This is a genomic window from Pseudomonas endophytica, assembly GCF_001411475.1.
GTDB lineage: Bacteria > Pseudomonadota > Gammaproteobacteria > Pseudomonadales > Pseudomonadaceae > Aquipseudomonas > Aquipseudomonas endophytica.
This window is the reverse complement of sequence record NZ_LLWH01000112.1, coordinates 120,874-146,867: the sequence shown is the minus strand read 5'-3', so window position 1 is coordinate 146,867 and position 25,994 is coordinate 120,874. Positions and strand designations below refer to the sequence as shown.

The following is a 25,994-nucleotide window of genomic DNA, read 5'->3' as shown; positions in this document are numbered from 1 at the left end:
ATGGCCGCCGTAGAGGCGAAATCATGAAGACAACCATCGAATTGCCTCTCCTGCCATTGCGCGACGTCGTTGTTTATCCGCACATGGTTATTCCACTGTTCGTGGGACGTGAGAAATCGATCGAAGCCCTTGAGGCTGCGATGACGGGCGACAAGCAGATTCTGCTGTTGGCTCAAAAAAATCCTGCTGACGATGATCCGGGTGAAGACGCGCTCTATCGTGTAGGCACTATCGCGACTGTACTGCAGTTACTAAAACTTCCTGATGGTACGGTTAAAGTCTTGGTTGAGGGCGAGCAGCGCGGTGCTGTGGAGCATTTTGGCCAAGCGAATGGCTACTTGAATGCCGAAGTCTCCTTGATTGATGAGGTGGCTGTTCCAGAACGTGAATCCGAAGTTTTCGTACGCAGTCTGCTCTCGCAGTTTGAGCAGTATGTCCAATTAGGCAAAAAGGTTCCGGCTGAAGTGCTTTCATCGCTTAACAGCATTGATGAGCCTAGCCGTCTGGTCGACACCATGTCTGCTCATATGGCCCTGAAGATCGAGCAGAAGCAGGAAATTCTTGAAATTATCAACCTGCAAGATCGGGTTGAGCATGTTTTAGCGCTGCTGGACGCTGAAATCGACTTGCTGCAAGTTGAGAAGCGTATTCGCGGCCGTGTGAAAAAACAGATGGAGCGCAGCCAGCGCGAGTACTACCTGAATGAGCAAATGAAAGCCATTCAGAAAGAGCTGGGTGACGGTGACGAAGGTCACAATGAAATCGAAGAGTTAAAAAAGCGCATTGATGAAGCAGGCTTGCCTAAAGATGCGATGGCCAAGGCACAGGCTGAGCTGAACAAGCTTAAGCAAATGTCGCCGATGTCTGCGGAAGCGACAGTCGTTCGTTCCTACATCGACTGGCTAGTGCAAGTGCCTTGGAAGGCCCAAAGCAAGGTGCGTCTGGATCTTAAGCGTGCAGAAGACATTTTGGATGCTGACCACTACGGCTTAGAGGAAGTTAAAGAGCGGATTCTCGAATATCTTGCTGTGCAAAAACGCGTGAAGAAAATTCGTGGTCCTGTTTTGTGCCTGGTCGGGCCTCCTGGTGTGGGTAAAACTTCGCTTGCAGAGTCCATTGCTAACGCCACAAACCGTAAGTTCGTACGTATGGCTTTAGGTGGCGTACGTGATGAAGCTGAGATTCGCGGTCACCGCCGGACTTACATAGGCTCTATGCCGGGTCGATTGATTCAAAAAATGACCAAGGTAGGGGTGCGGAATCCGCTCTTCTTGCTCGATGAAATCGACAAGATGGGCAGTGACATGCGTGGCGATCCGGCGTCTGCACTGCTAGAGGTACTGGACCCGGAGCAAAACCATAACTTCAATGACCATTACCTTGAAGTTGATTACGACCTGTCCGATGTGATGTTCTTGTGCACCTCGAACTCCATGAACATCCCGCCAGCGTTGCTGGACCGGATGGAAGTGATTCGTCTGCCTGGCTACACCGAAGATGAAAAAATCAACATCGCGGTCAAATACCTCGCGCCGAAACAAATTGAAGCGAATGGTCTGAAGAAAGGTGAGCTGGCATTCGACAATTCAGCCATCCGCGACATCATTCGTTTTTATACCCGTGAGGCCGGTGTTCGGGGGCTTGAGCGTCAAATAGCGAAGATTTGCCGTAAGGCCGTGAAGGAGCATGCGCTCGAAAAACGCTTCTCTGTCACGGTGACGCCTGAGCTTTTAGAGCACTTCTTGGGTGTAAGAAAATTCAGTTATGGCTTGGCAGAACAGGAAGATCAAGTCGGTCAAGTGACGGGCTTGGCTTGGACCCAAGTTGGCGGCGAATTGCTGACTATTGAGTCCGCTGTCGTGCCTGGCAAGGGCCAGTTGATCAAGACAGGTTCGCTTGGCGATGTCATGGTTGAGTCGATCACCGCCGCATTGACAGTCGTCCGCAGCCGCGCCAAGAGCCTCGGTATCCCATTGGATTTCCACGAGAAACGTGACATTCACATTCACATGCCTGAAGGCGCTACACCTAAAGATGGTCCAAGCGCTGGTGTAGGAATGTGTACTGCGTTGGTGTCGGCACTTACACTTATTCCTGTGCGTGCTGATGTTGCAATGACAGGTGAGATTACCTTGCGTGGTCAGGTACTGGCCATTGGTGGACTTAAGGAAAAACTACTTGCGGCGCATCGCGGTGGGATCAAAACGGTAATTATTCCTGAAGAAAATGTCCGCGATCTGAAGGAAATTCCCGACAACATCAAGCAGGATCTTCAGATTAAACCGGTTAAATGGATTGACGAGGTCCTGCAAATTGCGCTGCAATACGCCCCGGAGCCCTTGCCAGATGTGGCTCCTGAGATTGTTGCCAAGGAAGAGAAGCGCGAGTCTGACTCAAAGGAACGAATCAGCACGCATTAATACTGTTTTGCCTGAGGGGCTTTCTTGACGCTGTTTAGAGCCCTTGTTATAAAGCGGCTCTATAAGTGTCCGCGGTACTCAGGCAAACGTTTAGCTTTACCAAAAAACTTTAGAAACATACTCAAATAGATATAAGGGGACTTAGAGTGAACAAGTCGGAACTGATTGATGCTATCGCTGCATCTGCTGATATCCCGAAAGCTGCAGCTGGCCGTGCGCTGGACGCAGTAATCGAATCCGTCACTGGCGCTCTTAAGGCCGGCGACTCTGTGGTACTGGTTGGTTTTGGTACTTTTTCTGTAACCGATCGCCCGGCTCGCACTGGTCGTAACCCACAGACTGGTAAAACGCTAGAAATTCCTGCCGCTAAAAAACCAGGCTTCAAAGCCGGCAAAGCGCTGAAAGAAGCGGTTAACTAAGTTTCTGTAACACTCTCTACCCAACCGGGTCAGGCGCACGCCAGGCTTGGCAGCGGAGCGGTTGTAGCGTCGATGCTTGCATTGACGCATTACGCCGAGGGTCACGGGTTCGAGCCCGGTCCGCTCCGCCAGTTACGAGAAGGCGCATCCTCGGATGCGCCTTTCTTCTATCCGGACTCTACCCACGCTCCACGGTTGCTCATTGTGCAAGACCGTTTCTGGGGGAAGCATGCTGCAAAATATCAGGGACAATTCACAAGGCTGGATTGCCAAGACCATCATCGGAGTCATCGTCGCGTTAATGGCGTTGACGGGTTTCGATGCGATTTTTCAAGCCACCTCTCACAGCAAGGATGCGGCCAAAGTAAACGGTGAAGAAATCACCCAGGTTGAGCTTAGCCAAGCTGTCGACATGCAACGTCGCCAGTTGATGCAACAACTGGGCAAAGATTTCGATCCTTCGTTGCTAGATGAAAAAATGCTGCACGATGCAGCTCTTAAAGGATTGATCGACCGCAAGCTGTTGCTACAAGGCGCTAATCAGGCCAAGTTCTCGTTCTCTGAAGCTGCTTTGGACCAAGTTATCCTGCAAACGCCAGAGTTCCAGGAAAACGGCCAATTCAGCCCGGCGCGCTTCGACCAAGTGATTCGTCAACTGGGTTATGGCCGTCTGCAGTTCCGCGAGATGTTAGGCGAAGAAATGTTGATCGGTCAGCTGCGTGCCGGTTTGGCTGGTAGTGGTTTTGTCACCGATGAGCAAGTGAACGCTTTTGCTCGTCTTGAAAAGCAAACCCGCGATTTCGCTAGCCTAAACATCAAAGCTGATTCAGCTGCGGTGAAAGTCAGTGAAGACGAGGTTAAGGCTTACTACGACGCGCACGTTAAAGAGTTCATGACGCCTGATCAGGTGGTCATTGACTACATCGAATTGAAGAAGTCTGCCTTCTTTGATCAAGTGGCAGTCAAAGATGACGAGTTGCAGGCGCTTTATCAGACAGAAATCGCCAACTTGGCAGAACAGCGTCGTGCTGCTCACATCCTGATTGAGGTCAACGACAAAGTCAGCGATGCGCAAGCTAAGGCCAAGATTGAAGAGATTCAACAACGTCTGGCCAAAGGTGAAAGCTTTGAAGCCCTGGCTAAAGAGTTTTCTCAAGATCTAGGCTCAGCTGCCAACGGTGGTGATCTCGGTTATGCAGGCCCTGGTGCCTATGACTCAACCTTTGATAGCGCTCTCTATGCGTTGAAAAAAGATCAAGTGTCAGAGCCGGTTCGCACCACCTTCGGTTATCACCTGATCAAGCTACTGGGCGTAGAGGCGCCTGAAGTACCGAGTTTTGCCAGCTTGAAAGATAAGCTGACACGCGACTTGAAAACCCAGCAGGTGGAACGTCGTTTCGTGGATGCAACCAAGCAATTGGAAGACTCGGCTTTCGAGGCCTCTGACTTAGCTCAGCCAGCGCAAGAGCTGAACCTGACTGTTCACACCTCTGCACCGTTTGGTCGTGAAGGGGGTGAAGGTATTGCAGCCAATCGCGCTGTAGTGCAAGCAGCCTTCAGCAGCGAAGTAATGGATGACGGGGCTAACAGCACCGCACTCGAGCTTGACCCTGAAACCGTTGTTGTTCTGCGTGTTAAAGAACACCGTAAGCCTGAGCAACTGCCTCTGGAAGCGGTTGCCTCCAACATCCATGAACACTTGGTTAAAGAGCAGGCTGGGGCCGCCGCTAAAACTAAAGCTGATGAAATCATTAAAGGTCTGCGCGATGGCAAGTTGCCGTTGAATCAGCCGATTGATGGTCAGTCGTGGAAAGTCGACGAAGCGGTCAGCCGTGGTCAAGACGGTATTGATCCCGCTGTGCTGCAAGCGGTGTTCCGCATGCCGAAGCCAGAGTCCAAGGACAAACCGACCTTTGGCAGCGTGAGCTTGGCAGATGGCACCGTTGTGGTACTGCGCTTGAATGGCGTTAACGACGATGCGAAGCCAACAGACGAAGAGAAAGCTTCTTATCGTCGCTACCTGGCCTCGCGTATCGGCCAGCAAGACTTTGATGCTTACCGCAAGCAGTTACAAAGCGAAGCGAAGGTTGAGCGCTACTAAGCGGTCTTCATCGCTGGATTAAAAATGGCCGCTCACTGAGCGGCCATTTTTTTGGGCGATAACTTTCCAGCGGTAAAACCTGCTATTGGCTCCTAGCACTGACGGTTTGCAAAGCGTGCAGCAGAGCTAGGTCTTAAACGCAAAGCGCCCGGGCATTGACTGCGCCGGGCGTTTTTATTGGCAGTTGCGAAGAAGGTTTACTCTTCGAGGCTGCCCATTGCGGTGGTGTTGAAGCCGCCGTCTACGTACATGATTTCGCCGCTGATGCCCGATGCCAGATCAGAGCACAGGAAGGCGCCGGCATTGCCGACTTCGTCGATGGTCACGTTACGGCGCAGTGGGGTTTGCGCTTCGTTAGCAGCCAGCATTTTACGGAAGTTTTTGATGCCCGAGGCCGCGAGGGTGCGGATTGGACCTGCCGACACGCAGTTAACGCGCGTGCCTTCTGGGCCCAAGCTGCCTGCCAGATAACGTACACCGGCTTCAAGGCTGGCCTTGGCCATGCCCATTACGTTGTAGTTAGGCATGGTGCGCTCAGCACCCAAGTAGGACAGGGTCAACAGGCTACCATTGCGACCTTTCATCATTGGGCGACCCGCTTTGGCCAGGGCCACGAAGCTGTAGGCGCTGATGTCGTGAGCGATACGGAAGCCTTCGCGGGTTGTAGCGTCTGTGAAGTCGCCGTCCAGTTGATCGCCAGGCGCGTAGCCTACGGAGTGCACGATGCAGTCCAAGCCGTCCCATTGCTTGCTCAGGTCTTCGAAAACCTTGGCAATTTCATCATCGCTGGCGACGTCGCAAGGGAAGCACAATTCTGGACCAGAGCCCCAGCCAGCTGCGAACTCTTCAACGCGGCCCTTGAGCTTTTCGTTCTGATAAGTGAAAGCAAGTTCAGCGCCTTCACGGTGCATGGCGGCAGCAATGCCAGAAGCGATGGACAATTTGCTAGCGACACCGACGATCAGGACGCGCTTACCGGCGAGAAAACCCATGTGTTGTTCCTCTATCAGGTTAATCGACAGCCACTGGAGCCAAAAAGGCGGCTTCCAGAAGCTGTTGTGTATATGGATGTTGCGGTGATGCAAAAATACCGTGTGCATCACCCTGTTCGACCACTTGGCCATGCTTGACCACCATCAGTTGGTGGCTAAGCGCTTTGACTACCGCCAGGTCATGGCTGATAAACAAATAGGTCAGGTTGTATTTGGTTTGCAGCGAGCGTAACAACTCGACCACTTGGCGCTGTACTGTGCGGTCCAACGCAGAGGTCGGCTCGTCCAGCAGAATCAACGCCGGTTTTAATACCAGTGCTCGGGCAATGGCGATACGTTGCCGTTGCCCGCCCGAAAACTCGTGAGGGTAGCGGTGTCGCGTTTGCGGATCCAGACCTACTTCTCTCAAAGCTTCAATAATTTCTTTTTCTTGCTCTTCAGGTGAGCCCATGCGGTGAATACGTAGCCCTTCACCGACGATCTCGCTGACACTCATGCGTGGGCTGAGGCTGCCGAACGGATCCTGGAACACCACCTGCATTTCCCGTCGCAGTGGCCTTACTTCTTGGCGCGACATGCAGTCTAACCGTTTGCCCTCGAAACGGATCAAGCCTTCGCTGGCAATCAATCGCAAAATCGCCAAGCCCAGTGTCGATTTTCCTGATCCGCTTTCTCCCACAATGCCTAAAGTCTGACCCTGAGGCAGACTGAAGTTAATGCCGTCAACCGCCTTCACATAATCAACGGTCTTACGTAACAACCCTTTTTTGATCGGGAACCAGACTTTTAGGGCCTCGACCTCCAGCAATGGCGGCCCTGCATCGGTATTGGCCGGGCCTCCGCTGGGCTCCGCACTGAGCAGCTCTTGGGTGTAGGGGTGCTCTGGCGAAGTGAACAGCTGTTCGCACGATGCTTGTTCGACGATGCAACCGCGCTGCATGACACATACCCGATGCGCAATTCTTCGAACAAGATTCAAATCGTGACTGATCAGTAACAATGACATACCCAGTCGGGCCTGCAATTGCTTCAACAAATCCAGAATTTTTAGTTGGACTGTTACGTCAAGTGCGGTGGTGGGTTCGTCGGCAATTAAGAGTTCGGGTTCGTTCGCCAAGGCCATGGCGATCATCACTCGTTGGCGCTGACCGCCAGACAGTTCATGTGGCAGCGCTTTAAGACGCTTGATAGGGTCAGGGATCCCGACCAAATCAAGCAGCTCCAAGGTTCGCAGTGTAGCCTCTTTGCCGGTTAAACCTTTGTGGATGCCCAGCACTTCATTGATTTGTTTTTCAATGGTGTGCAGCGGGTTTAGCGAGGTCATGGGCTCCTGGAAAATCATGGCTATTCGATTGCCACGAATATGTCGGAGTTTTTTCTCATCCAATTGCAGCAGGTCTTGCCCTGCATAGTGAATGCTGCCGCTCGGATGGCGCGCGTTAGGGTAGGGCAGCAGACGCAAAATTGAGTGTGCAGTCACGGACTTGCCCGAGCCACTTTCGCCAACCAAGGCCAAGGTTTCCCCGCGCTTTATTTCAAAGTTGATCCCTTGCACCACACGGTGTGAGTGTTCACCCGTGACAAACTCAACGGAAAGATCACGCACTTCGATCAAAATATCCTGCGTCATCTTATTTCCTCGGATCGAAGGCATCGCGAGCGGACTCGCCGATAAACACCAGCAAGCTCAGCATGATGGCCAGCACGGCAAAGGCACTGATACCCAGCCACGGTGCTTGCAGGTTGGATTTGCCTTGCGCCACTAATTCGCCCAACGAAGGTGCGCCCGGTGGAAGGCCAAAGCCCAGAAAGTCCAGTGCGGTGAGTGTGCCAATGGCGCCAGTTAAGATAAATGGCATAAAGGTCATGGTCGACACCATGGCATTGGGCAGAATATGCCGGTACATGATGGCCATGTCCTGCATACCGAGCGCTCGAGCTGCGCGCACATATTCCAGATTGCGCCCACGTAAGAACTCAGCCCGGACCACATCGACGAGGCTCATCCATGAAAACAGCAGCATGATCCCCAGTAGCCACCAGAAGTTGGGTTGCACGAAACTGGCCAGAATAATCAACAGATAAAGCACCGGTAGGCCGGACCATATTTCCAGAAAACGTTGCCCTGCTAGATCCACCCATCCGCCATAAAAACCCTGAAGGGCGCCTGCGATAACGCCAATAATCGAACTCAAAATGGTCAATGTTAGGGCAAAAAGTACTGAAATCCTGAAGCCGTAGATCACCCGCGCCAATACGTCGCGTCCTTGATCGTCGGTGCCTAGCCAGTTTTCCATGGAGGGCGGGGCCGGAGCCGGGACTTTCAGGTCATAGTTAATGCTCTGATAGCTGTAAGGGATCGGTGGCCACACAACCAAAGCGTCTTTCTTGGCCAGCAGCTCGCGGATATACGGGCTTTTATAATTGGCCTCGAGTGGGAACTCACCGCCGAAGTCTGTCTCTGGGTAGCGCTTGAGTGCCGGGAAATACCATTCACCGTCGTAATTGATTACGAGCGGTTTGTCGTTAGCGATCAATTCGGCGCCGAGACTAAGCCCGAACAAAACCACGAAAATCCACAGCGACCACCAACCCCGTTTGTTGGCTTTAAAACGTTCGAAACGTCGTCGATTGAGAGGGGATAATTTCATCTCAATGCTCCCGGCTTTCAAAGTCGATGCGCGGATCAACCAACGTGTATGAGAGGTCGCCGATCAATTTCACCAGCAACCCTACCAACGTGAAGATAAACAGGGTGCCAAACACTACGGGGTAATCGCGATTGATTGCAGCTTCAAAGCTCATCAACCCCAAGCCGTCGAGAGAGAAGATCACCTCAACCAGCAGCGAACCGGTGAAGAAGATGCCAATAAAGGCCGATGGGAAGCCGGCGATGACCAGCAACATGGCGTTGCGAAAGACGTGTCCATAAAGTACGCGGTGATTGGTTAACCCTTTGGCCTTGGCCGTGACCACGTATTGCTTGTTGATCTCATCAAGAAAGCTGTTCTTGGTCAGTAAGGTCATGGTGGCAAAGTTGCCTATGACTAAGGCGGTGATGGGGAGTGCCAAGTGCCAGAAATAATCGAGGATCTTGCCGCCTAAACTGAGCTCATCGAAATTGTTAGAGGTCAGCCCGCGCAGCGGGAACCAATCCAGGTAACTGCCCCCGGCAAAAACCACGATCAGCAGGATGGCGAACAAAAAAGCTGGGATGGCATAACCGACGATGATTGCCGAGCTGGTCCAGACGTCAAAGTGGCTGCCATGGCGCGTTGCTTTGGCGATGCCCAGCGGGATCGACACCAAATACATAATCAACGTGCTCCACAGCCCCAGCGAGATCGAGACTGGCATCTTTTCTTTGATCAGGTCGATGACCTTGGCGTCACGGAAAAAACTCTCACCGAAGTCCAGTTGGGCGTAGTTTTTGATCATGATCCACAAGCGTTCGGGGGCTGACTTGTCGAAACCGTACATCTTTTCGATTTCCTGAATCAGCGCCGGGTCCAAGCCTTGCGCACCCCTATAACTGGAGCCCGCCACTGAGACTTCCGAGCCACCGCCAGCAATGCGGCTGGTCGCGCCGTCAAAGCCTTCAAGCTTGGCGATCATCTGATCAACCGGGCCTCCTGGAGCGGCCTGAATGATGATGAAGTTAATCAGCAAGATCCCGAATAGAGTCGGAATAATTAGCAGCAGTCGCCTGAAGATATACGCCAGCATTTAAGGCTCCAGGCTTTCGCTTGTGGTTTTAGTTGGAGTGACCGACTCGGCATCAGGTTTTGCCCACCACGTGTCGATCCCGATGTCATACAGAGGAGTGACCGCCGGATGGCCTATGTGGTTTGAGTAGGCGACACGCCAGGTTTTAATATGCCAGTTAGGGACGACATAGAAGCCCCATTGCAGTACGCGATCTAAGGCGCGGGCGTGGTCGATCAGGCTTTGCCGGGAGTCGGCGTGAATCAGTTGTTCTGTTAATTGATCTATGGCTGGGTCTTTAAGCCCAATAAAATTACGGCTGCCAGGTTTGTCGTAGCTTTGCGATTCCCAGTACTCACGTTGCTCACTGCCTGGAGAGTTAGATTGCGGGAAGCTGCCGACAATCATGTCGAAGTCCCTTGAACGCAGGCGATTCAGGTACTGAGAGGTGTCGACACGACGAATTTGCAAGTCGATACCTAAGTCGCTGAGGTTGCGTTTGTAAGGCAGTAAAATTCGCTCGAATTCAGTTTGTGCCAACAAGAACTCAATCGTTACCGGTTTACCTTGAGCGTCGACCATCTTGTCGTCGACGATGCGCCAGCCAGCTTCTTGCAGCAGTTGATAGGCCCGGCGTTGCTGGTCGCGGATCATTCCGCTGGCATCAGTAACGTTTAGCTTGAATACGTCGGTGAACACTTTGTCGGGAATCTGGCCGCGCAGAGGTTCTAAAATTGCCAGCTCTGCTTCGCTCGGTGGCGCTTTGGCAGCCATTTCTGAGTTCTCAAAATAACTACCAGTGCGTGAGTAGGCTCCGCTGAACAGCTGCTTATTCGCCCATTCAAAGTCGAACAGCAGACTCAACGCCTCACGAATCCGGACATCTTGAAACATGGGTTTACGCAAATTGAAGATAAAACCTTGCATGCCAGTCGGGTTGTGATTGCGGATTTCTTCTTTTTTCAACCGCCCCTGAGTGAATGCTGGCGCGTTATAAGCGCTGGCCCAGTTTTTGGCGCTGATCTCAAACCAATAGTCAAACTGCCCGGCCTTGAGGGCCTCAAACGCAACGTTATTGTCGCGAAAGTAATCCACGGTGATTGCGTCAAAGTTGTACAGACCCTTGTTAATTGGGAGGTCTTTACCCCAATAATCTTTGTTGCGCTCATAGCGAATTGAGCGGCCAGGTTTGATGTCGGTGATGGTGTAGGGCCCGCTGCCTACAGGGATCTCAAGGTTACCTTTGCCGAAATCTCGGGTTTCCCACCAGTGCTTAGGCAGTACTGGCAATTGACCCAGAATCAATGGTAGTTCGCGGTTTTTATTGTGTTTAAAGGTGAATTTCACCACAAGCGGGTTTTCAGCAATGGCTTGGTCAACATCGCTGTAATAACCTTTGTACAGCGGAGAGCCGTTTTTCATCAGCGTATCGAAGGTGAACACCACATCTTCAGCACGGATCGGGTGACCATCGTTAAATTTGGCTTCGGGTCGCAGGTAAAAACGTACCCAGCTGTTATCGGGGGCTTTTTCGATTTTTTGTGCAATCAAGCCATAAGATGTAAACGGCTCGTCCAATGTCTGACGCGTCAGGGTGTCGAAGGTCATTTCAATACCCTCGGCCGGTACGCCTTTGTTGATAAACGGATTGAGACTGTCAAAGCTACCCACAGACGATTTGCGGAACGTGCCGCCCTTAGGCGCGTCTGGGTTTACGTAATCGACATGCTTGAAGTTGGCCGGGTATTTCGGCGGCTCATCGTAAAGCGTCAGTGCATGTTGCGGGGCGGCGAGTGCCGCGCAGGTCACACCGGCTAACAACAGACCTGCCAGCGGTTTTATCCACGTACGCAAAGGCATCATTGGGTTTTCTCCGAAGGCTTAAGCCACCACGCGCTTAGACCCAAGGTGTAAGGCGGCGTAGTCACAAAGGCGAACCGATTGCGGTACGCCAAGCGGTGATAATTCAGATACCAGTTAGGAATGATGTAGTGCTGCCAGAGTAAAACGCGATCTAGAGCTCGGCCGGCAGCTAGTTGCTCTTCGCGGGTTTGTGCGGCGAGCAGTTTTTCTAGCAACTGATCAACGATAGGGCTGGTGACCCCCGCATAGTTTTTACTGCCCTTAACGTTGGCTTGACTGGAGTGGAAGTACTGCCATTGCTCCAGACCCGGGCTTAGGGTTTGGTCGAGAGTCATCAGGATCATGTCGAAATCGAATTGATCCAGCCGTTGCTTATATTGCGCACGATCCACAGTGCGCAGGCGGGCCTCGATGCCGATGCTGGCTAGGTTCTCCACGTAAGGTTGCAGAATGCGCTCAAGGTTGGGGTTTACCAAGAGTATTTCGAAGGTCAGCGGTTTGCCTTCGCTGTTAAGCAAACGTTGGCCTGAGAGCTTCCATCCGCCTTGCTCCAGCAATTGCAGCGCGTGGCGCAGGGTTTCTCGAGGGATACCTCGGCCTTCGGTTTTTGGCAGGCCAAAAGCCTGGCTGAAGAGTTCTGGTGGTAGCTGACTGCGCCAAGGGGAGAGCATCAACCATTCGTGGCCTTGCGGGATGCCGCTGGCCGAGAACTCACTGTTGGGGTAAAAGCTTTCGGCACGCTGGTACGCGTCATTGAATAAGGCGCGATTAGTCCACTCAAAGTCGAACATTTGCCCCAATGCTTCGCGAACGCCGGCTTGCGCGAAGGTACTGCGGCGACTGTTCATAAACAGCCCTTGAGTCTGGGTCGGGATCTGGTGGGTGATTTCGGCCTTGATCACATCGCCGCGTCGTACCGCCGGAAATCGGTAGCCATTTGCCCAGTTCTTAGCTTGATGCTCGATATAAATATCGAACTCTCCCGCTTTAAACGCTTCGAAGGCAACGTTACTGTCACGATAAAACTCCACCTCAACGCGATCGAAATTGTACTTGCCGCGATTCACTGGCAGGTTGGCACCCCACCAGTTCTTTTCGCGCTCAAACACCAATTGGCGGCCAGGAGTCACTTTAGTGATGCGATAAGGGCCGCTGCCCAGCGGAGGCTCGAAGGTAGTGGCTTTAAAATCGCGCTTTGCCCAATAGTGCTGCGGTAGAACGGGCAGTTCGCCCAAACGCAGAATGAGTAACGGGTTACCTGTTCGTTTGAAAACAAAACGAATGCGTTTGGGCCCAAGAATATCAACGCGCTGAACCTCTTGAAGGTTGGTCCGATATTGAGGGTGGCCTTCTTTAAGTAGCAAGTTGTATGAGAACGCCACGTCGTAGGCGGTGATGGGTTTGCCGTCATGAAAGCGGGCTTCAGGACGTAAGTTAAAGACTACCCAGCTGCGGTCTTCGTTGTACTCCACCGATTGGGCAATCAAGCCATAACTGGACGTGGACTCATCACCTGAAGGGGCATATTGGCCCGTGCCGGCCATCAGGGTTTCGTTGAGTTCGTTGACCCCGTACTGCAAGAAATTAGCGGTCGATACCGGGCTCGTGCCCTTAAAGGTATACGGATTGAGCGTGTCAAATGTGCCGAATGCCATGACCCGCAATGTCCCGCCCTTGGGCGCGTCGGGGTTTACCCAGTCGAAATGAGTAAACGTTGCCGGATATTTGAGTGTGCCGAACTGCGCATAACCGTGGCTTTCGCTTAGGGTTGCGCTCGCAGGAAAGCTCAAGGCCAGATTGATAAGCACTAAAAGGAGGGGACGCATTAAGTCAGGTGTTCGATCCGGGCATTGGGCTGAAGATTTCCGTACAGTAACAGCTTGTATCTGTAGGAAAAAGAGCACAACAGAAAGCACTACGGGCAAGCAACTTCCTACACTTTAGTAGGAGGTTGCTTGCCCGCATGAGCGTACTAACTAAATCAGTGTGGCTTGTACACCGTCAGGACTTGACCGGGCTTGAGCGCCTTAGATGATTTTGGATTCCAGCGCTTAAGATGTTGCATTCCTACATTGAAACGCTTTGCAACAATGTATAGAGAGTCGCCTTTTTTCACGGTGTAGGTCGTGGCTTTTTTAGTGATTGGCTTACGGGTATCCCGCATAACTAGCGTTTGGCCAGCCTTGAGATTGTGTCCGCTAAGTTTGTTCCAGCGTTGTAAGTCCTTAACAGCAACTTTGTTAGCTTTAGCGATCAGTGTCAGGTTGTCACCACGTTTAACCCGATACTTACGTGCAGGTCGAGCAGGTGTGGTGCTCGCGACATTATCGAACACGGCTTTGTTCGGACGCAGGCTCACCAGCTCTTCGGGCTTAAGATTCGACAAACTGGTTGTCAACAACATGGCTTTAGAGGTGGGCACCAGCAATGTATGCGGGCCATCCAAGGTGGCTCGCTGCTTATAGGCCGGGTTCAACTGAAACATTTCGTCTTCGTCGATATCAGCCAGAGCTGCCACGCGTGACAGATCCATAGACTGCTTGATTTCGACCGTCTCGAAATAAGGTTCGTTGGCAATTGGGTTCAGGTTGATCCCATAGGCTTCAGGGGTCATGACGACTTGCGACAGTGCGAGCAGCTTGGGCACGTAGTCTTTGGTTTCCTGCGGCAGAGGCAGGTTCCAGTAGTCGGTAGGTAATCCGAGCTTTTCGTTGCGCTCAATGGCCCGGCTCACGGTACCCTCGCCGGCGTTGTAAGCAGCCAGCGCCAGTAGCCAGTCTCCATTGAACATGTCATGCAGACGCGTCAGGTAGTTCATGGCAGCAAGGGTCGAGGCGGTAATATCGCGACGCCCATCGTAAGCGCGAGTTTGACGTAAATTGAAATAGCGCCCGGTCGACGGAATGAACTGCCAGAGCCCAACCGCATTCGCGTGGGAGTACGCCATTGGGTTGTAAGCACTTTCGATTACAGGTAACAAAGCCAGCTCGAGTGGCATGTGCCGCTCTTCAAGCCGTTCAACAATGTAATGAATATAAAGACTGCCACGTTCGCCCGCGCCCTCTAAAAAAGACGGGTTGCTGGCAAACCATAAGCGTTGTTGTTCAATACGTGGATTGACCCCCACGCCTTCCTGCAATTGAAAGCCCTGACGCATGCGCTCCCAGACATCTTGCGGGGCAGCAGGCAGAGGTTTTTCTTTGAGCCAGAGTGGCTCTTGAGGGATTCGTTTGGTTAGTTTCAGACTGGGACGTTCGACCGTCTGGGTCGATTGATCGAAGCTTTGGCAACCCGCTAGAGTGGCGGACACAACCACGGCGATTGCTTTAACAAAGCGCGTCAATGCGTCTGAATTGATGGAGTTACCTTTTATGGACGACATTGGCTGAAAGATAGTTTCGGGCAAAAATGTCGGGCGATTCTAGAAAGCAGGTGGGGCGCGGTCAACCATTCAGAATTTTTATGGCAACCGCGGCCCAGATTAGAAGTTATCTTTCCACTTGCGCAGGCAGGCAAAGACCGCCACGGGCGAGTCATTGTCTTGGTTGCTCCACTCGTCAGCTTTTTCTTTAACAGATATTTCATTGGCCCTTAGAAAGGGATTAGTGCGCAGTTCGAGCGCAATAGTTGATGGCAAACTGATCTTGCCTTCAGCGCGCCAAGTCTCAACTTGTACAACTCTCTGAGCAATAGCGGGGTTGTTTGGCTCTACCGCTTGAGCAAAGCGCAAGTTGCTTTGCGTGTATTCGTGAGTGCAGTACACCGCGGTGTGTGCGGGTAAAGTTGCTAGTCGGCTCAGTGAGTGGTGCATTTGCTCGGGAGTCCCTTCAAACAACCGCCCGCAACCGGCCGCAAACAGGGTGTCGCCGCAGAACAACAGAGGTGCTGAATCATCGGCGTGGTAATAAGCGATATGGCCCAATGTATGGCCGGGTACCAGAAATACGCTGAGTTCAATGCCCAGAACGTTGATCTGGTCGTTATCGTTAAGTGCCACTTGCCGTGCCGGTATATTTTCCAGGGCGGGGCCCCAGACCTTGGCACCTGTGAGATGGTGCAATTTCTCAACGCCACCGACATGATCAAGGTGGTGATGGGTGACCAAAATATCGCTGAGTACCCAGTCTGGATGTTGGTCGAGCCACTTCAGGACGGGGGCGTCGTCACCTGGATCAACCACAGCACAGCGCTTATGGGTCCAATCCTGTAACAACCAAATGTAGTTGTCGCTGAAGGCGGGCAGAGCGTCGATCTGTAACATGGTGCAATTCCCAAGTGCGAAACAATGGCGCATCTTAGGGGCTGTTGGCGTTTGATTGCGAGCCGCATTGACGCGCTAGCCAAGCGTTAGTCTTGTAAAAGGTTGAAGGCGAGGTGGAGGAGCAATGACCGATAAACCATTGGCTCAGGCTGATCCTGAGTGGCTGGCACTGATTAGTTCGGCCCGCGAATGGCTGTCTGGTCCCCTTGGCCAGTTGTTGCTAGAAGATGAGCAACGGGTGCTTGAGGACGAGCTCGGACGCTATTTTGGCGGGTATTTGGTGCACTACGGTCCAGGTGCTGAGACGCCGCCGAAGGCCGCGCAAGTTCAGCGCAATGTCCGCTTGGGCGCGCCCTTGCCAGGGGTTGAAATTATCTGCGAGGAGCAGTCCTGGCCCTTATGTGAGCACGCGGCCGATGTGGTTGTTTTACAGCACGGTCTAGATTTTTGCCTTTCACCTCACGGTTTGTTGCGTGAAGCGGCCAGCAGTGTCCGCCCCGGTGGGCATTTGTTGATCGTCGGTATTAACCCTTGGAGCAGTTGGGGCCTTCGGCATGTTTTCGCCAAAGATGGCCTGCGTAAGGCGCGCTGTATTTCGCCTTCACGTGTCGCCGACTGGCTGAATCTACTGGGCTTTGCGCTGGAGAAACGCCGCTTCGGGTGCTATCGTCCGCCGCTTGCTTCCAAGGCGTGGCAAGGCCGTTTGTCGGGTTGGGAGCGCAAGGCCGGAAGCTGGCAATTGGCCGGCGGTGGCTTCTACGTTTTGGTGGCTCGCAAAATGGTTGTAGGTTTGCGACCCGTCATGCCGCTGCGTCGAGCACTAAAGGGCAAGTTAATCCCTTTGCAGATGGCCAAGGTCAACCGACCTGATATAAAACCCTAATCTAATGCCGGTCGGGTTTGCCCGGCCTCAGGCGCTGCCATCACGACTTGATTGGTAGGCCGTAGTGGCTTTTTCTGGATAGTTTGCAATGAGCGATAGCGTAGAAATATTCACCGATGGTGCCTGCAAGGGTAACCCTGGTCCTGGAGGGTGGGGAGCTTTGTTAGTCTGCCAAGGTGTTGAAAAAGAACTTTGGGGTGGCGAGCCCAACACCACCAATAACCGCATGGAATTAATGGCAGCCATTCGCGGGCTTGAAGAGCTCAAGCGCCCGTGTGAAGTGTTGTTGGTCACCGATTCGCAGTACGTGATGAAAGGTATCACCGAGTGGATGGTTAACTGGAAAAAGCGTGGATGGAAGACCGCTTCCAAAGAGCCTGTAAAAAATGCCGATCTCTGGAAGCTGCTTGATGAGCAAGTCAGCCGCCACACCGTGAAATGGCAATGGGTGCGCGGGCACATTGGCCATCACGGCAACGAGCGTGCAGACCAGTTGGCCAACCGTGGGGTTGAGGACATGAGGGGCAGTCAGCATGCGTAGTGTGGTACTTGATACTGAAACCACCGGCATGCCCGTCACCGACGGTCATCGGGTGATCGAGATCGGTTGCGTTGAGTTAATGGGGCGCCGTCTCACTGGTCGTCATTTTCATGTGTACTTGCAACCTGATCGTGAAAGTGACGAAGGCGCTATTGGTGTTCACGGTATCACCAACGAATTTCTGGTCGGCAAACCGCGTTTCGGTGAAGTAGCGGACGAGTTTTTTGAGTTCATAACCGGCGCGCAGTTAATCATTCATAACGCGGCGTTTGACGTTGGCTTTCTGAATAACGAATTTGCCTTGATTGGGCAGACCGACCGCGCTGATATCACCCAGCACTGCTCCATTCTCGACACCCTAATGATGGCGCGGGCCCGCCACCCTGGGCAGCGCAACAGCTTGGATGCTTTGTGCAAACGGTATGGCGTCGACAACTCGGGCCGTGAATTACACGGCGCCTTGCTCGACTCCGAGATTCTGGCGGATGTTTATCTGGCCATGACCGGCGGGCAAACCAGCTTGTCGCTGGCCGGTAATGCTTCGGATGGTCATGAGTCAGGCGACAGTTCTGGCAGCCAAGCCACTGAAATTCGCCGTTTGTCAGCGGACAGACCCTCTGGCCGGATTATTCGTGCAAGTGAAAGTGACTTGGCCGAACATGCGGCGCGCCTACAGGCAATTGCCAAATCAGCAGGTGGCCCGTCGTTGTGGGCACAACTTCTCGACGCTCAAACCCACTAGCAGATCTATGGTTATTGTTGTCGCCGTGACATTGTGTGAAATCGAGTTGCAGGGGTATTTCACCGCAAGAAAGAGGGATTTTTCATGCATTTGGTTTTGAACCCCAATGACCCCGTTGTTTCGGTCCGTTTGGCTGATGAAGGGTTTGCACCCTACGTGTGGGGCAACGATTTCAGTTTTGAAGTTAATGCTTATGCCCGTGCTGACCGTCATAAAAAGGTCGAGCACTGGCCTCTGGACATGATCACGCCTTACCGCAAATGCTATGGCATAGATCCGGATGAATTTGCCAGTTTCATTGGCGGGCCAGACACTGCGATTTTCATGGCTTACCTAGATGATCAGCCGGTGGGCCATGTGGTGGTCAGCACTAACTGGAATGGTTTTGCCCATGTCGACGAACTGGCCGTAGCAGTCTGTGGCCGCCGTCATGGTGTGGCCAAATCATTGCTGGATGTGGTCAAGTTCTGGAGCCACAAAAAAAAACTGCAAGGCATCACGCTCGAAACCCAAAACAACAACATCGGCGCCTGTCGCTTGTATGAACGTTGCGGGTATCAAGTAGGCGGTATCGACTACTTGCGCTATCGCGGGATAGACCCTCAGACCTGCGAGGTGGCGATCTTTTGGTATCTATTGTTTGAGAACCGAACGTAAGAGTGTGTGGCTGATCAGTCAAATGATCACGAAGCAGTCTGCTACGCCAGCAGTGTGTGATTCAGTGCGCTAAAGCGTCATTACGCCTTGGTCTGCCAGTAAGGCTTCTGCTTTTTCACGAACGATGCCCAATAAGGATCTGAGCGCAGCACACGGCTCTGTGTCTTTACGCATGAGCGCATAGAGCGTTACTGGAATCGCCGGTGACACTGGGCACACATCAAGCCCGCTGCTTTTAGCGCCAATTGCTGTAAACGGATCAACCAATGCCAGCCCTTCGCCAGCTTCTACCATGCTGCGCATCATCTGATAGTTTTGAACCGCGATGTGAACCACCGGTGCTGGGCGCAATGTGAGCAACTTGCTGTCTAGGGCACGGCTCAGCGGGTCGTGCTGGGACAGGCCAATCATTACCTGCCCTGCCAAGTCTTGCAGGGCAATGTATTTTTGCTTGGGTGAGAGCCAGCCGTGAGGTGCGAGGAGTTGTACCTTGCCTTGGGTCAACTTCAGGCAATCAATGCCTAACTGCTCTGTAGGCTGCAAACTCAAGCCGACGTCGCACTCATCCATCAGCACACTGCGTACTATTTCAGTCAACGGCTGGCTGCTTAAGGTTGTTGGCGTGTCTGGGAATCGACGTCTGAGCATTGCAATGCTGGCTGGCAGCAGTGGCTGGGCCAATGTCTCACTGCAGATCACGCGTAAGGTGGGCTCATGATGTTGGCGCAGGCCCTCACTCAGTCTGTGAAGTGGTTCTGCATCTGCATACAGCTGATTGATCAGCGGTTGCAGCAGCAGCGTTTCGCGGGTGGCTTTGAGGCGTCCGCGCACGCTGGCAAATAGCATGAAGCCGAGCTGTTGCTCGGCTTCATGCAGTGTGGAATCGAGTGTGGATACAGGCAGTTGCAGTAGCTCGGACGCATGGTTGAGGCTGCCGGTTTGCAAGATGGCCTGGATCACTTCGATGTGACGTAAACGCATGCTGAAATCCATATTCCGCGGATCAAGTTGAACCTCGCCAAGCTTGATCCCAGTCTCTTCCTGTGACTTCAGTGATGTGCCGGTAGCAGCGTTTTATTCCGGTGTCACTAGGGCATCAGGCTTTTTAGTCGCTGAGGTTTCCGAGTCGCGAGTCAGTTGAATGTCTGACTGGACCAACAGGAACTCATTCTCATTGATCTTTGTGACGCGATCGCCAATAGCCAGCTTATAAGTGGTCACAGCCTGACCCTCTACCTCTGTTTCAAATTCATGCACTGAGTAGACACGGCCTTCCGCGTCTCTTGCATGAAATTGCCCAACTAGAACTGCCGCCATTTGTAGAGAACCTCTGGAGATAAACACCCAATTTGCGGTTCTGTAGACCGTTGATCAGTAGGGGAAGTTTAACGATAGGGAAAAAATAGTCTGGCTACTTTACAGGCTTGCAGGAAATTAAGGTGAACCTCTCTGCAAGAAAGCTGTTTGATCATCTATAACTACTCTTCCTACAGCCACAGACTCGGAGTTTTCTATGAGCAAGGTCTACAACGTTGCAGTGCTAGTCGGTAGTTTGAGAAAAGAATCACTCAATCGCAAAGTGGCCCATGCTTTGGCTGATCTAGCTCCGGCTAACCTGAAGTTGAACATCGTCGAGATAGGCGACTTACCGCTGTACAACGAAGACATTGAAACCTCAACGCCGCCAGCCTCCTACAGTGCTTTTCGAGATCAGGTGCGAGCCGCCGATGCAGTGCTGTTTGTAACCCCGGAATACAATCGCTCGGTTCCGGCTGCGCTTAAAAACGCCCTCGACGTAGGATCACGTCCCTATGGTAAAAGCGTCTGGGGTGGCAAGCCGGGTGCCGTTATTAGCGTTTCGCCGGGTGCCATTGGTGGTTTTGGTGCCAACCATCACTTGCGTCAATCGCTGGTATTCCTGAATGTTCCTTGTATGCAACAGCCAGAAGCCTACCTAGGTGGGGCGGGTAGCGTTTTTGATGAGTCTGGAACCGTGTCAGAAAAAACCCGACCGTTTTTGCAGACATTTATTGATGCTTACAGCCAGTGGGTTGAGCAGTTAAACAAAAACTGATGCCTGTCTGCATCGCAGTTCATGCCCTGTGTCGAGCCAGAATCATGCAGGTGAACCGATAGACGACTAAGCCGCGCCCAGTCGTCTGCCTGTTCTTATTTAGCTGCTTTGCGGCATTTCGCCCTGTGCCAGTCGCTTGTTGATGTCGGCAATAACTTCGGGAAGGTCGTTGATGGTGTCGATCAGGTAATGCGGGCGTGAACCTTCGAACAGGGCGTGAATGCGTTTGCGCTCTGTGGCCAAGGTGGCGGAGTCCAGCGCGCGGTATTGCTCGTAAGTCAGGCCCAGCGCATTACCGGAGCACACCAGTGCCACTGTCCACATGCCCGCCCGTCGACCTTCAAGGATGCCGGGTACGGTATCGTCAATTTTGACGCATGCACCGACATCATCAACGCCCATTGCAATCACGTTGGCCAAGGCTTGAGCAGGCCACGGACGGCCATTGGGCACCTCATCAGTCGCCACCACGTGGTCAGCGACGTAGCCGCTGGTGGCGGCCAGTTCGACGACTTTGGCCATGACCTGCGCGGGATAACCCGAACACGAGCCGATTTTTATGCCTTGCTCACGCAGGTTGGCGATGGCCTGCAGTGCGCCAGGAATCAGCGCCGAGTGCTCGGCGATTTTTTCGATTTGCAGTGGCATGAAGCGCTGGTAAATCGCGGTCACATCGTCGTCGCTCGGTGTACGGCCAAATGCTTTTTTGTAGCGTTCGCTGATCTGTGGCTGATCGCAAAGGGTGCGTATGTGATCCCATTTCCCCATGCCCATGGGGCCGCGTGCCTCATCTATGGACATCTGCACGCCGAATTCGGCAAAGGCTTCAACAAAGATCTGAGTCGGGGCGAAGGAGCCAAAGTCGACCACAGTACCGGCCCAGTCGAAAATCGCTGCCTGAAGTGTGCTTGGGTTGCTGTAGTTCATGTCTGTACATCCTGTATGAGCAGCCTCGGCTGCGCGAGGTAAAGGGGTGTTGTGAGGTGGGAGCTGAATCAAATATCCAGCACTTCCATTTCGCGCAGCACGTCGGCGATGGCTTTGACCGCGGCGTGCATGTCGATGGTATTGACCTGTCCGATACAACCGACGCGGAACGTTTCGACTTGGGTCAACTTACCGGGATACAGAATGAAACCCTTGGCCTTAACCCGCTCGTAGAAGGTTTTGAACTGATAGCGCGGATCTTTCGGAGCGTGGAAGGTCACGATAATTGGCGCCTGGATCGCCTCAGGCAAGAAGCTGCGCAGCCCCAAGCGAGCCATGCCATTGAGTAGGGTCTGGCAATTGTTTGCGTAACGTTTATGACGTGCAGGTAAACCGCCTTCTTCCTTGTATTGCAGCAAGGCTTCGTGCAGTGCCGCGACCACATGAGTGGGGGGCGTGAAGCGCCATTGTCCGGTCTTGGACATGTAGGCGTATTGGTCTTGCAGGTCCATTGCTAGCGAGTGGCAATTACCCTGGGCATTGGCCAGTGATTCTTTACGGGCGAACACAAAGCCTAAACCCGGGACGCCCTCAAGGCATTTGCCTGAGGCGGCGATCAACGCGTCAAACGGTACGTGCTGTGCGTCTACAGGCAGGGCGCCAAATGAACTCATGGCGTCGATAATCAGGCGTTTGCCATGCTGGGCGATCACCGCCGCTATGTCGGACAGTGGGTTCAAGATGCCGGTGCTGGTTTCGCAGTGGATTAAAGCCACATGGCTGATGCGCGGATCAGCGTTCAACAAGCGATCAACATCGGCGGCGGTAGTCGGCTGGTTTTCGGCTGTTTCAAAGGTGCTAAAGCGACGGCCTATCACTTTGCAGATTTTCGCTAGCCGTTTGCCGTAGGCGCCGTTGATCAATACCAGCACATGCCCGTTGCGAGGCACCAAGGTGCCAATTGCGGCTTCGACTGCGAAAGTACCGCTGCCCTGTATTGGCACGCAGTGGTGGGTGTTGGCGGCGTTGATGATCGCGAGTAATTGCTCGCATAGGCTGGCGGTCAACTGGTTGAAGCTGTCATCCCAAGAGCCCCAGTCGAGCATCATTGCCTGACGGGTGCGCGCAGAAGTGGTCAAAGGGCCTGGGGTCAGTAGGATTGGCGCAGCAGGGGGCATTCTGAATTCCTCACACGCTTGGGATAGCAATTGAATACAGGGCATACGTTGCAGTTTGTGCTGGTATCAATCAAATTGTTTGTTGTTATCTCAGCTATCGGCCAGAGTTATACCTATGAATTTATTTCAGCTTCGCGCCTTTGATGCCGTGGCCCGCGAAGGCAGCTTTACGCGGGCCGCCGCCAGGTTGTTTATCAGCCAACCCGCCGTAACCGGACATATCAAGGCTTTGGAGGAGCATTACCAAATTACCTTGCTGCGACGTACAGCGCGTCGTGTAGAACTGACTGAGGAGGGCATGAAGTTGGCCTCTATCACGCGGGCCATGTTTGGTTTGGTGGATGAGGCGCAGGTGTTGCTGGAGGCTAATCGCCAGCTCCTCACCGGGCGGCTGGAGGTCGCTGCCGATGGCCCGCACAGGGTGATGCCGATGTTGGCGAGTCTGCGCGAGCGGTTTCCGGGCGTTACTGTTAATTTGCGTCTGGGTAACGCTCAAGAAACCTTGGCCGCGCTGCTGTCCGAGCACGTTGATGTGGCCGTGTTAACTGAAGTCGAACCGCGTAAAGGGCTGACGTTGCGCGCACTGCAAACGTCGCGAATTTGCGCGTTGGTGCCCGCCAGCCATCCATGGTTGGCGCTGGCGCAGGGCGTCGATATTGCCCAACTGCACGACATCATCATGGTCTTGCGAGAGCCGAACTCGATTACGCGGCGTACTTTTGATGGAGCGTGTGATAACGCCGGAGTGAAACCTCGTGTGTTGTTGGAGCTGGACAGCCGCGAGGCTGTAACAGAAGCCGTGGCGGCGCAGTTGGGCGTGGGCATCGTGTCGTCGGCTGAGGTCAGCTACGACCCACGGGTCGGCGCCGTGCCGATCAACGGATCAGGGCTGATTAACCAACATATGCTCGGTTGCTTAGAGCGGCGTGCTGAGCTGCGACTGATCAAAGCGTTTATGGAGCTGGCGCTGTAATTTAGATTTTTTGGTCGATTGACGACTTTCAGCCGTATAAACTTGCGCCCATTCGACGGCCAAACTGCCGCGACACACCTGATTGAGAGAATGAGTTATGGGCGCACAGTGGAAGGTTAAACACAAAGCGGACGCCGCCAACAGCCGCGGGAAAATTTTTGGCAAATTGGCCAAGGAGCTGACCGTTGCAGCCCGCAACGGCGCAGACCCGGACATGAACTCACATTTGCGTCTGGTCTATGAGCAGGCTAAAAAAGCGTCGATGCCCGCTGACACCATCAAGCGTGCGATCAACAAAGGTGCGGGTATCGGTACTGAAGCGGTGCAATATCACCGCGTGACCTATGAAGGCTTTGCTCCGCACCAGGTGCCGTTAATCATTGAGTGCCTGACCGATAACATCAACCGTACCGTTGCCGAGATCCGCGTAGCATTTCGTAAAGGCCAATTGGGCGCTTCGGGGTCGGTGGCGTGGGACTTCAACCATGTGGGGTTGATCGAAGCTAAACCCGACACGCCGGATGCGGATCCTGAAATGGCCGCTATCGAAGCTGGCGCTCAGGATTTTGAGGAAGGTGAGGAAGAAGGTACGACTTTGTTTATCACTGAAACTACCGATTTGGATGCAGTACAAAAAGCGTTGCCAGAGCAAGGTTTCACTGTGCTGTCGGCCAAACTGGGCTATCTGCCGAAAAACCCGGTGACCGGTCTGAGCGACGAGCAAATGGCTGAGGTTCAGGAGTTTTTGGCCAAGCTGGAAGAGCAGGACGATGTGCAGGAAATGTTCGTCGCGCTGGCGTAGTAATGACCCTTACGATTGACCTGTAGCCCTCCCTGTAGGCGCTCGTCTCGCGATCTGTTGAAGATCAAAAGATCGCGAGCAAGCTCGCTTCTACAGGGGGGAGGCCAACGCTTTGTTGATCGCGGTGAAATCTGGCCGTGCCAATACGTCTGGCTGTGTGCAAATCTGCACTAAGTCTTGCCACAGCGCGCTTTGTTGATCGCTTAGGTCTGAGTCGAGCCGCTCCAGTAGCTCCCCCAGCAAAACCCCGAAAGCTCGGACTTCAATACGTTGTAGTGCGCGGCTTTGCGGGCTGTTGTCGCGAGCGTAGAAGCACGCCGCACCAAAATCGCCGAGCAGGCAGTCACCGTCATCGCGGTACAAAATATTATGTGCGTACAAATCACCGTGGCAGATGCCTTGAGCATGCAAATGCTTGGCTGCCGAAGCAATACCGCGGGCAATGCGTAAGGCACTGTCGTAGGTGAAGCGGGTATGGGCGGCGTAGACGTCACGACTGCACGTATCAAAGCTGGGCAGGGCGCCAAGGTTGATAAAAGAAGGGTCGATCAACTCCATGACCAGGCCCGCCGTGTCTTCGGGGTGACCTGCAACACGGCCTAATACGTTGATCAGATTCGGATGCTGACCCGCCGCAATGCAGGCATTCATTTCATTGAGCGGCGAACCATCGCTAGTGATAGTGCCTTTGTAAAGTTTGACGGCGACGGACCGGGCTGGTTTGTCAGGTGCGCACCATTGCGCCTGATAAATGATCCCCGAAGCACCTTCGCCTAGCTTTTGTTCAAACGTCAGTTGCGACCAGTCGATGTTAGGTGTGTTGTCTGGCTCTTGAAGCGCGCTGGCGTCTTCGCGCAGCGGATTCCCGGCATACGCCAGCCAACACAAACTCGGCAGCGCCAGTACGCTATTAGGCAGTTCGGTGAATTGATTGGCCGCCAAGCGGATTAGTTCCAGACGCTTGCATTCGGTCAAGCGTTCAGGCAACGCGTGCAAGTGATTACCCGCCAGCATCAGTTTTTGCAGCAGTGGCCGCTGGCCCAACGCCTCGGGCAGGTGGCGAATGCGGTTGTCAGTCAGGATTAACCAGCGCAACTGCGGTGGCAGTGCAGCACTAGGAACGCTTTCGATCTGATTGGCCTTGAAGCCGATCATGCTCAATTGCGCGCATTGCCCTAAGCAGGCGGGCAACTCGGTGAACGCGTTGTCCGAGCAAAACAGAATGCGTAAGTGGCTCAGTCTGTGTAGGTCGTGGGGCAAGCTGCTAAGTGCGTTACTACTCAGATTGAGGATCTCAAGGGTGTCAGCTAGTTGGAAAATCTCTTGTGGGAACTCAGTCAGCCCGCACGATAAATCCAGACGTTTAGCACCAGCCAATTGGCCAGCGCGCAATTTAGCGAGGGTATCCATAAGCAGGCAGTGGAACTCATATACGTAAAAGAAAGTGCGCGGTTGG

General features: G+C 53.3%; 23 protein-coding genes. 10 read left to right on the top strand and 13 right to left on the bottom strand.

Annotated features, from left to right (window positions below):
- Nucleotides 1-23: 23 nt before the first annotated feature.
- The 3 genes from lon (at nt 24) to AQS70_RS09015 (ending at nt 4,940) form a co-directional block, all read left to right on the top strand.
- Nucleotides 24-2,420 (top strand): endopeptidase La, encoded by a 2,397-nt coding sequence (gene lon, locus AQS70_RS09025; protein ID WP_055102471.1) that lies wholly within the window; start codon nt 24-26, stop codon nt 2,418-2,420.
- 146 nt (nt 2,421-2,566) lie between these two features.
- Entirely contained in the window at nt 2,567-2,839 is a 273-nt protein-coding gene (locus AQS70_RS09020; RefSeq protein ID WP_003183171.1) for an HU family DNA-binding protein, read from the top strand.
- Between the two features lie 229 nt (nt 2,840-3,068).
- Complete coding sequence (locus tag AQS70_RS09015; protein ID WP_055102470.1) at nt 3,069-4,940, top strand: SurA N-terminal domain-containing protein; 1,872 nt, start codon at nt 3,069-3,071, stop codon at nt 4,938-4,940.
- A gap of 197 nt (nt 4,941-5,137) precedes the next feature.
- Here the strand turns inward: AQS70_RS09015 and fabI are convergent, their stop codons facing one another.
- The 8 genes from fabI to gloB all read right to left on the bottom strand — a co-directional run bounded on the left by fabI (nt 5,138) and on the right by gloB (nt 15,761).
- Nucleotides 5,138-5,932 (bottom strand): enoyl-ACP reductase FabI, encoded by a 795-nt coding sequence (gene fabI / locus AQS70_RS09010; protein ID WP_055102469.1) that lies wholly within the window; start codon nt 5,930-5,932, stop codon nt 5,138-5,140.
- Between the two features lie 19 nt (nt 5,933-5,951).
- On the bottom strand, nt 5,952-7,562 hold the full coding sequence (locus tag AQS70_RS09005) for an ABC transporter ATP-binding protein (protein ID WP_055102468.1): 1,611 nt from the start codon (nt 7,560-7,562) through the stop codon (nt 5,952-5,954).
- 1 nt (nt 7,563) lies between these two features.
- Nucleotides 7,564-8,583, bottom strand: coding sequence for an ABC transporter permease (locus tag AQS70_RS09000; protein WP_055102467.1), 1,020 nt, complete (start codon nt 8,581-8,583; stop codon nt 7,564-7,566).
- Nucleotide 8,584: 1 nt separating this feature from the next.
- Nucleotides 8,585-9,658, bottom strand: a complete 1,074-nt coding sequence (locus tag AQS70_RS08995; protein ID WP_055102466.1) for a microcin C ABC transporter permease YejB — start codon at nt 9,656-9,658, stop codon at nt 8,585-8,587.
- Nucleotides 9,659-11,500, bottom strand: coding sequence for an extracellular solute-binding protein (locus AQS70_RS08990; RefSeq protein WP_055102465.1), 1,842 nt, complete (start codon nt 11,498-11,500; stop codon nt 9,659-9,661). It lies immediately after the preceding gene.
- Nucleotides 11,497-13,326 (bottom strand): extracellular solute-binding protein, encoded by a 1,830-nt coding sequence (locus tag AQS70_RS08985; protein WP_055102464.1) that lies wholly within the window; start codon nt 13,324-13,326, stop codon nt 11,497-11,499. Before AQS70_RS08985 ends, AQS70_RS08990 begins: the two co-directional genes overlap by 4 nt.
- A 155-nt stretch (nt 13,327-13,481) precedes the next feature.
- On the bottom strand, nt 13,482-14,882 hold the full coding sequence (locus AQS70_RS08980; RefSeq protein WP_055102463.1) for a lytic transglycosylase domain-containing protein: 1,401 nt from the start codon (nt 14,880-14,882) through the stop codon (nt 13,482-13,484).
- 99 nt (nt 14,883-14,981) lie between these two features.
- On the bottom strand, nt 14,982-15,761 hold the full coding sequence (gene gloB, locus AQS70_RS08975; protein WP_055102462.1) for a hydroxyacylglutathione hydrolase: 780 nt from the start codon (nt 15,759-15,761) through the stop codon (nt 14,982-14,984).
- Between the two features lie 124 nt (nt 15,762-15,885).
- Here gloB and AQS70_RS08970 point away from each other — a divergent pair, with 124 nt between their 5' ends.
- From AQS70_RS08970 to AQS70_RS08955, 4 genes are all read left to right on the top strand, one after another.
- Nucleotides 15,886-16,644 (top strand): class I SAM-dependent methyltransferase, encoded by a 759-nt coding sequence (locus AQS70_RS08970; protein WP_055102461.1) that lies wholly within the window; start codon nt 15,886-15,888, stop codon nt 16,642-16,644.
- 88 nt (nt 16,645-16,732) lie between these two features.
- Complete coding sequence (gene rnhA / locus AQS70_RS08965; protein WP_055102460.1) at nt 16,733-17,185, top strand: ribonuclease HI; 453 nt, start codon at nt 16,733-16,735, stop codon at nt 17,183-17,185.
- On the top strand, nt 17,178-17,927 hold the full coding sequence (gene dnaQ / locus AQS70_RS08960) for a DNA polymerase III subunit epsilon (RefSeq protein WP_055102459.1): 750 nt from the start codon (nt 17,178-17,180) through the stop codon (nt 17,925-17,927). Before rnhA ends, dnaQ begins: the two co-directional genes overlap by 8 nt.
- Before the next feature lie 84 nt (nt 17,928-18,011).
- A complete protein-coding gene (locus AQS70_RS08955) occupies nt 18,012-18,584 on the top strand; it encodes a GNAT family N-acetyltransferase (protein ID WP_055102458.1) in 573 nt (190 codons plus the stop codon).
- 69 nt (nt 18,585-18,653) lie between these two features.
- On the opposite strand, the gene AQS70_RS08950 is transcribed toward AQS70_RS08955, so the two are convergent.
- Together AQS70_RS08950 and AQS70_RS08945 are read right to left on the bottom strand one after the other, a co-directional pair.
- Nucleotides 18,654-19,565, bottom strand: a complete 912-nt coding sequence (locus tag AQS70_RS08950; protein WP_055102457.1) for a LysR substrate-binding domain-containing protein — start codon at nt 19,563-19,565, stop codon at nt 18,654-18,656.
- A gap of 93 nt (nt 19,566-19,658) precedes the next feature.
- The gene (locus tag AQS70_RS08945) at nt 19,659-19,901 is read right to left on the bottom strand and encodes a hypothetical protein (protein ID WP_055102456.1); all 243 of its coding nucleotides are present in this window, start codon (nt 19,899-19,901) and stop codon (nt 19,659-19,661) included.
- Nucleotides 19,902-20,097: 196 nt separating this feature from the next.
- Here AQS70_RS08945 and AQS70_RS08940 point away from each other — a divergent pair, with 196 nt between their 5' ends.
- Nucleotides 20,098-20,658 carry an NADPH-dependent FMN reductase gene (locus AQS70_RS08940; protein WP_055102455.1) on the top strand — a complete coding sequence of 187 codons (561 nt, stop codon included), beginning with the start codon at nt 20,098-20,100 and terminating at the stop codon, nt 20,656-20,658.
- A 99-nt stretch (nt 20,659-20,757) separates the two neighbouring features.
- Here AQS70_RS08940 and phnX read toward each other — a convergent pair whose 3' ends face one another.
- Together phnX and AQS70_RS08930 are read right to left on the bottom strand one after the other, a co-directional pair.
- On the bottom strand, nt 20,758-21,585 hold the full coding sequence (gene phnX, locus AQS70_RS08935) for a phosphonoacetaldehyde hydrolase (protein ID WP_055102454.1): 828 nt from the start codon (nt 21,583-21,585) through the stop codon (nt 20,758-20,760).
- Between the two features lie 68 nt (nt 21,586-21,653).
- Nucleotides 21,654-22,763 carry a 2-aminoethylphosphonate--pyruvate transaminase gene (locus tag AQS70_RS08930; RefSeq protein ID WP_055102453.1) on the bottom strand — a complete coding sequence of 370 codons (1,110 nt, stop codon included), beginning with the start codon at nt 22,761-22,763 and terminating at the stop codon, nt 21,654-21,656.
- A 115-nt stretch (nt 22,764-22,878) separates the two neighbouring features.
- Between AQS70_RS08930 and AQS70_RS08925 the strand changes: the two genes are divergently transcribed.
- Both AQS70_RS08925 and AQS70_RS08920 read left to right on the top strand, forming a co-directional pair.
- Complete coding sequence (locus AQS70_RS08925; protein ID WP_055102452.1) at nt 22,879-23,736, top strand: LysR substrate-binding domain-containing protein; 858 nt, start codon at nt 22,879-22,881, stop codon at nt 23,734-23,736.
- Between the two features lie 97 nt (nt 23,737-23,833).
- Complete coding sequence (locus tag AQS70_RS08920) at nt 23,834-24,538, top strand: YebC/PmpR family DNA-binding transcriptional regulator (RefSeq protein WP_055102451.1); 705 nt, start codon at nt 23,834-23,836, stop codon at nt 24,536-24,538.
- A 90-nt stretch (nt 24,539-24,628) separates the two neighbouring features.
- Here the strand turns inward: AQS70_RS08920 and AQS70_RS08915 are convergent, their stop codons facing one another.
- Nucleotides 24,629-25,948: a protein kinase gene (locus AQS70_RS08915; RefSeq protein ID WP_055102450.1), complete on the bottom strand. Its 1,320-nt coding sequence runs from the start codon at nt 25,946-25,948 to the stop codon at nt 24,629-24,631.
- Nucleotides 25,949-25,994 lie beyond the last annotated feature (46 nt).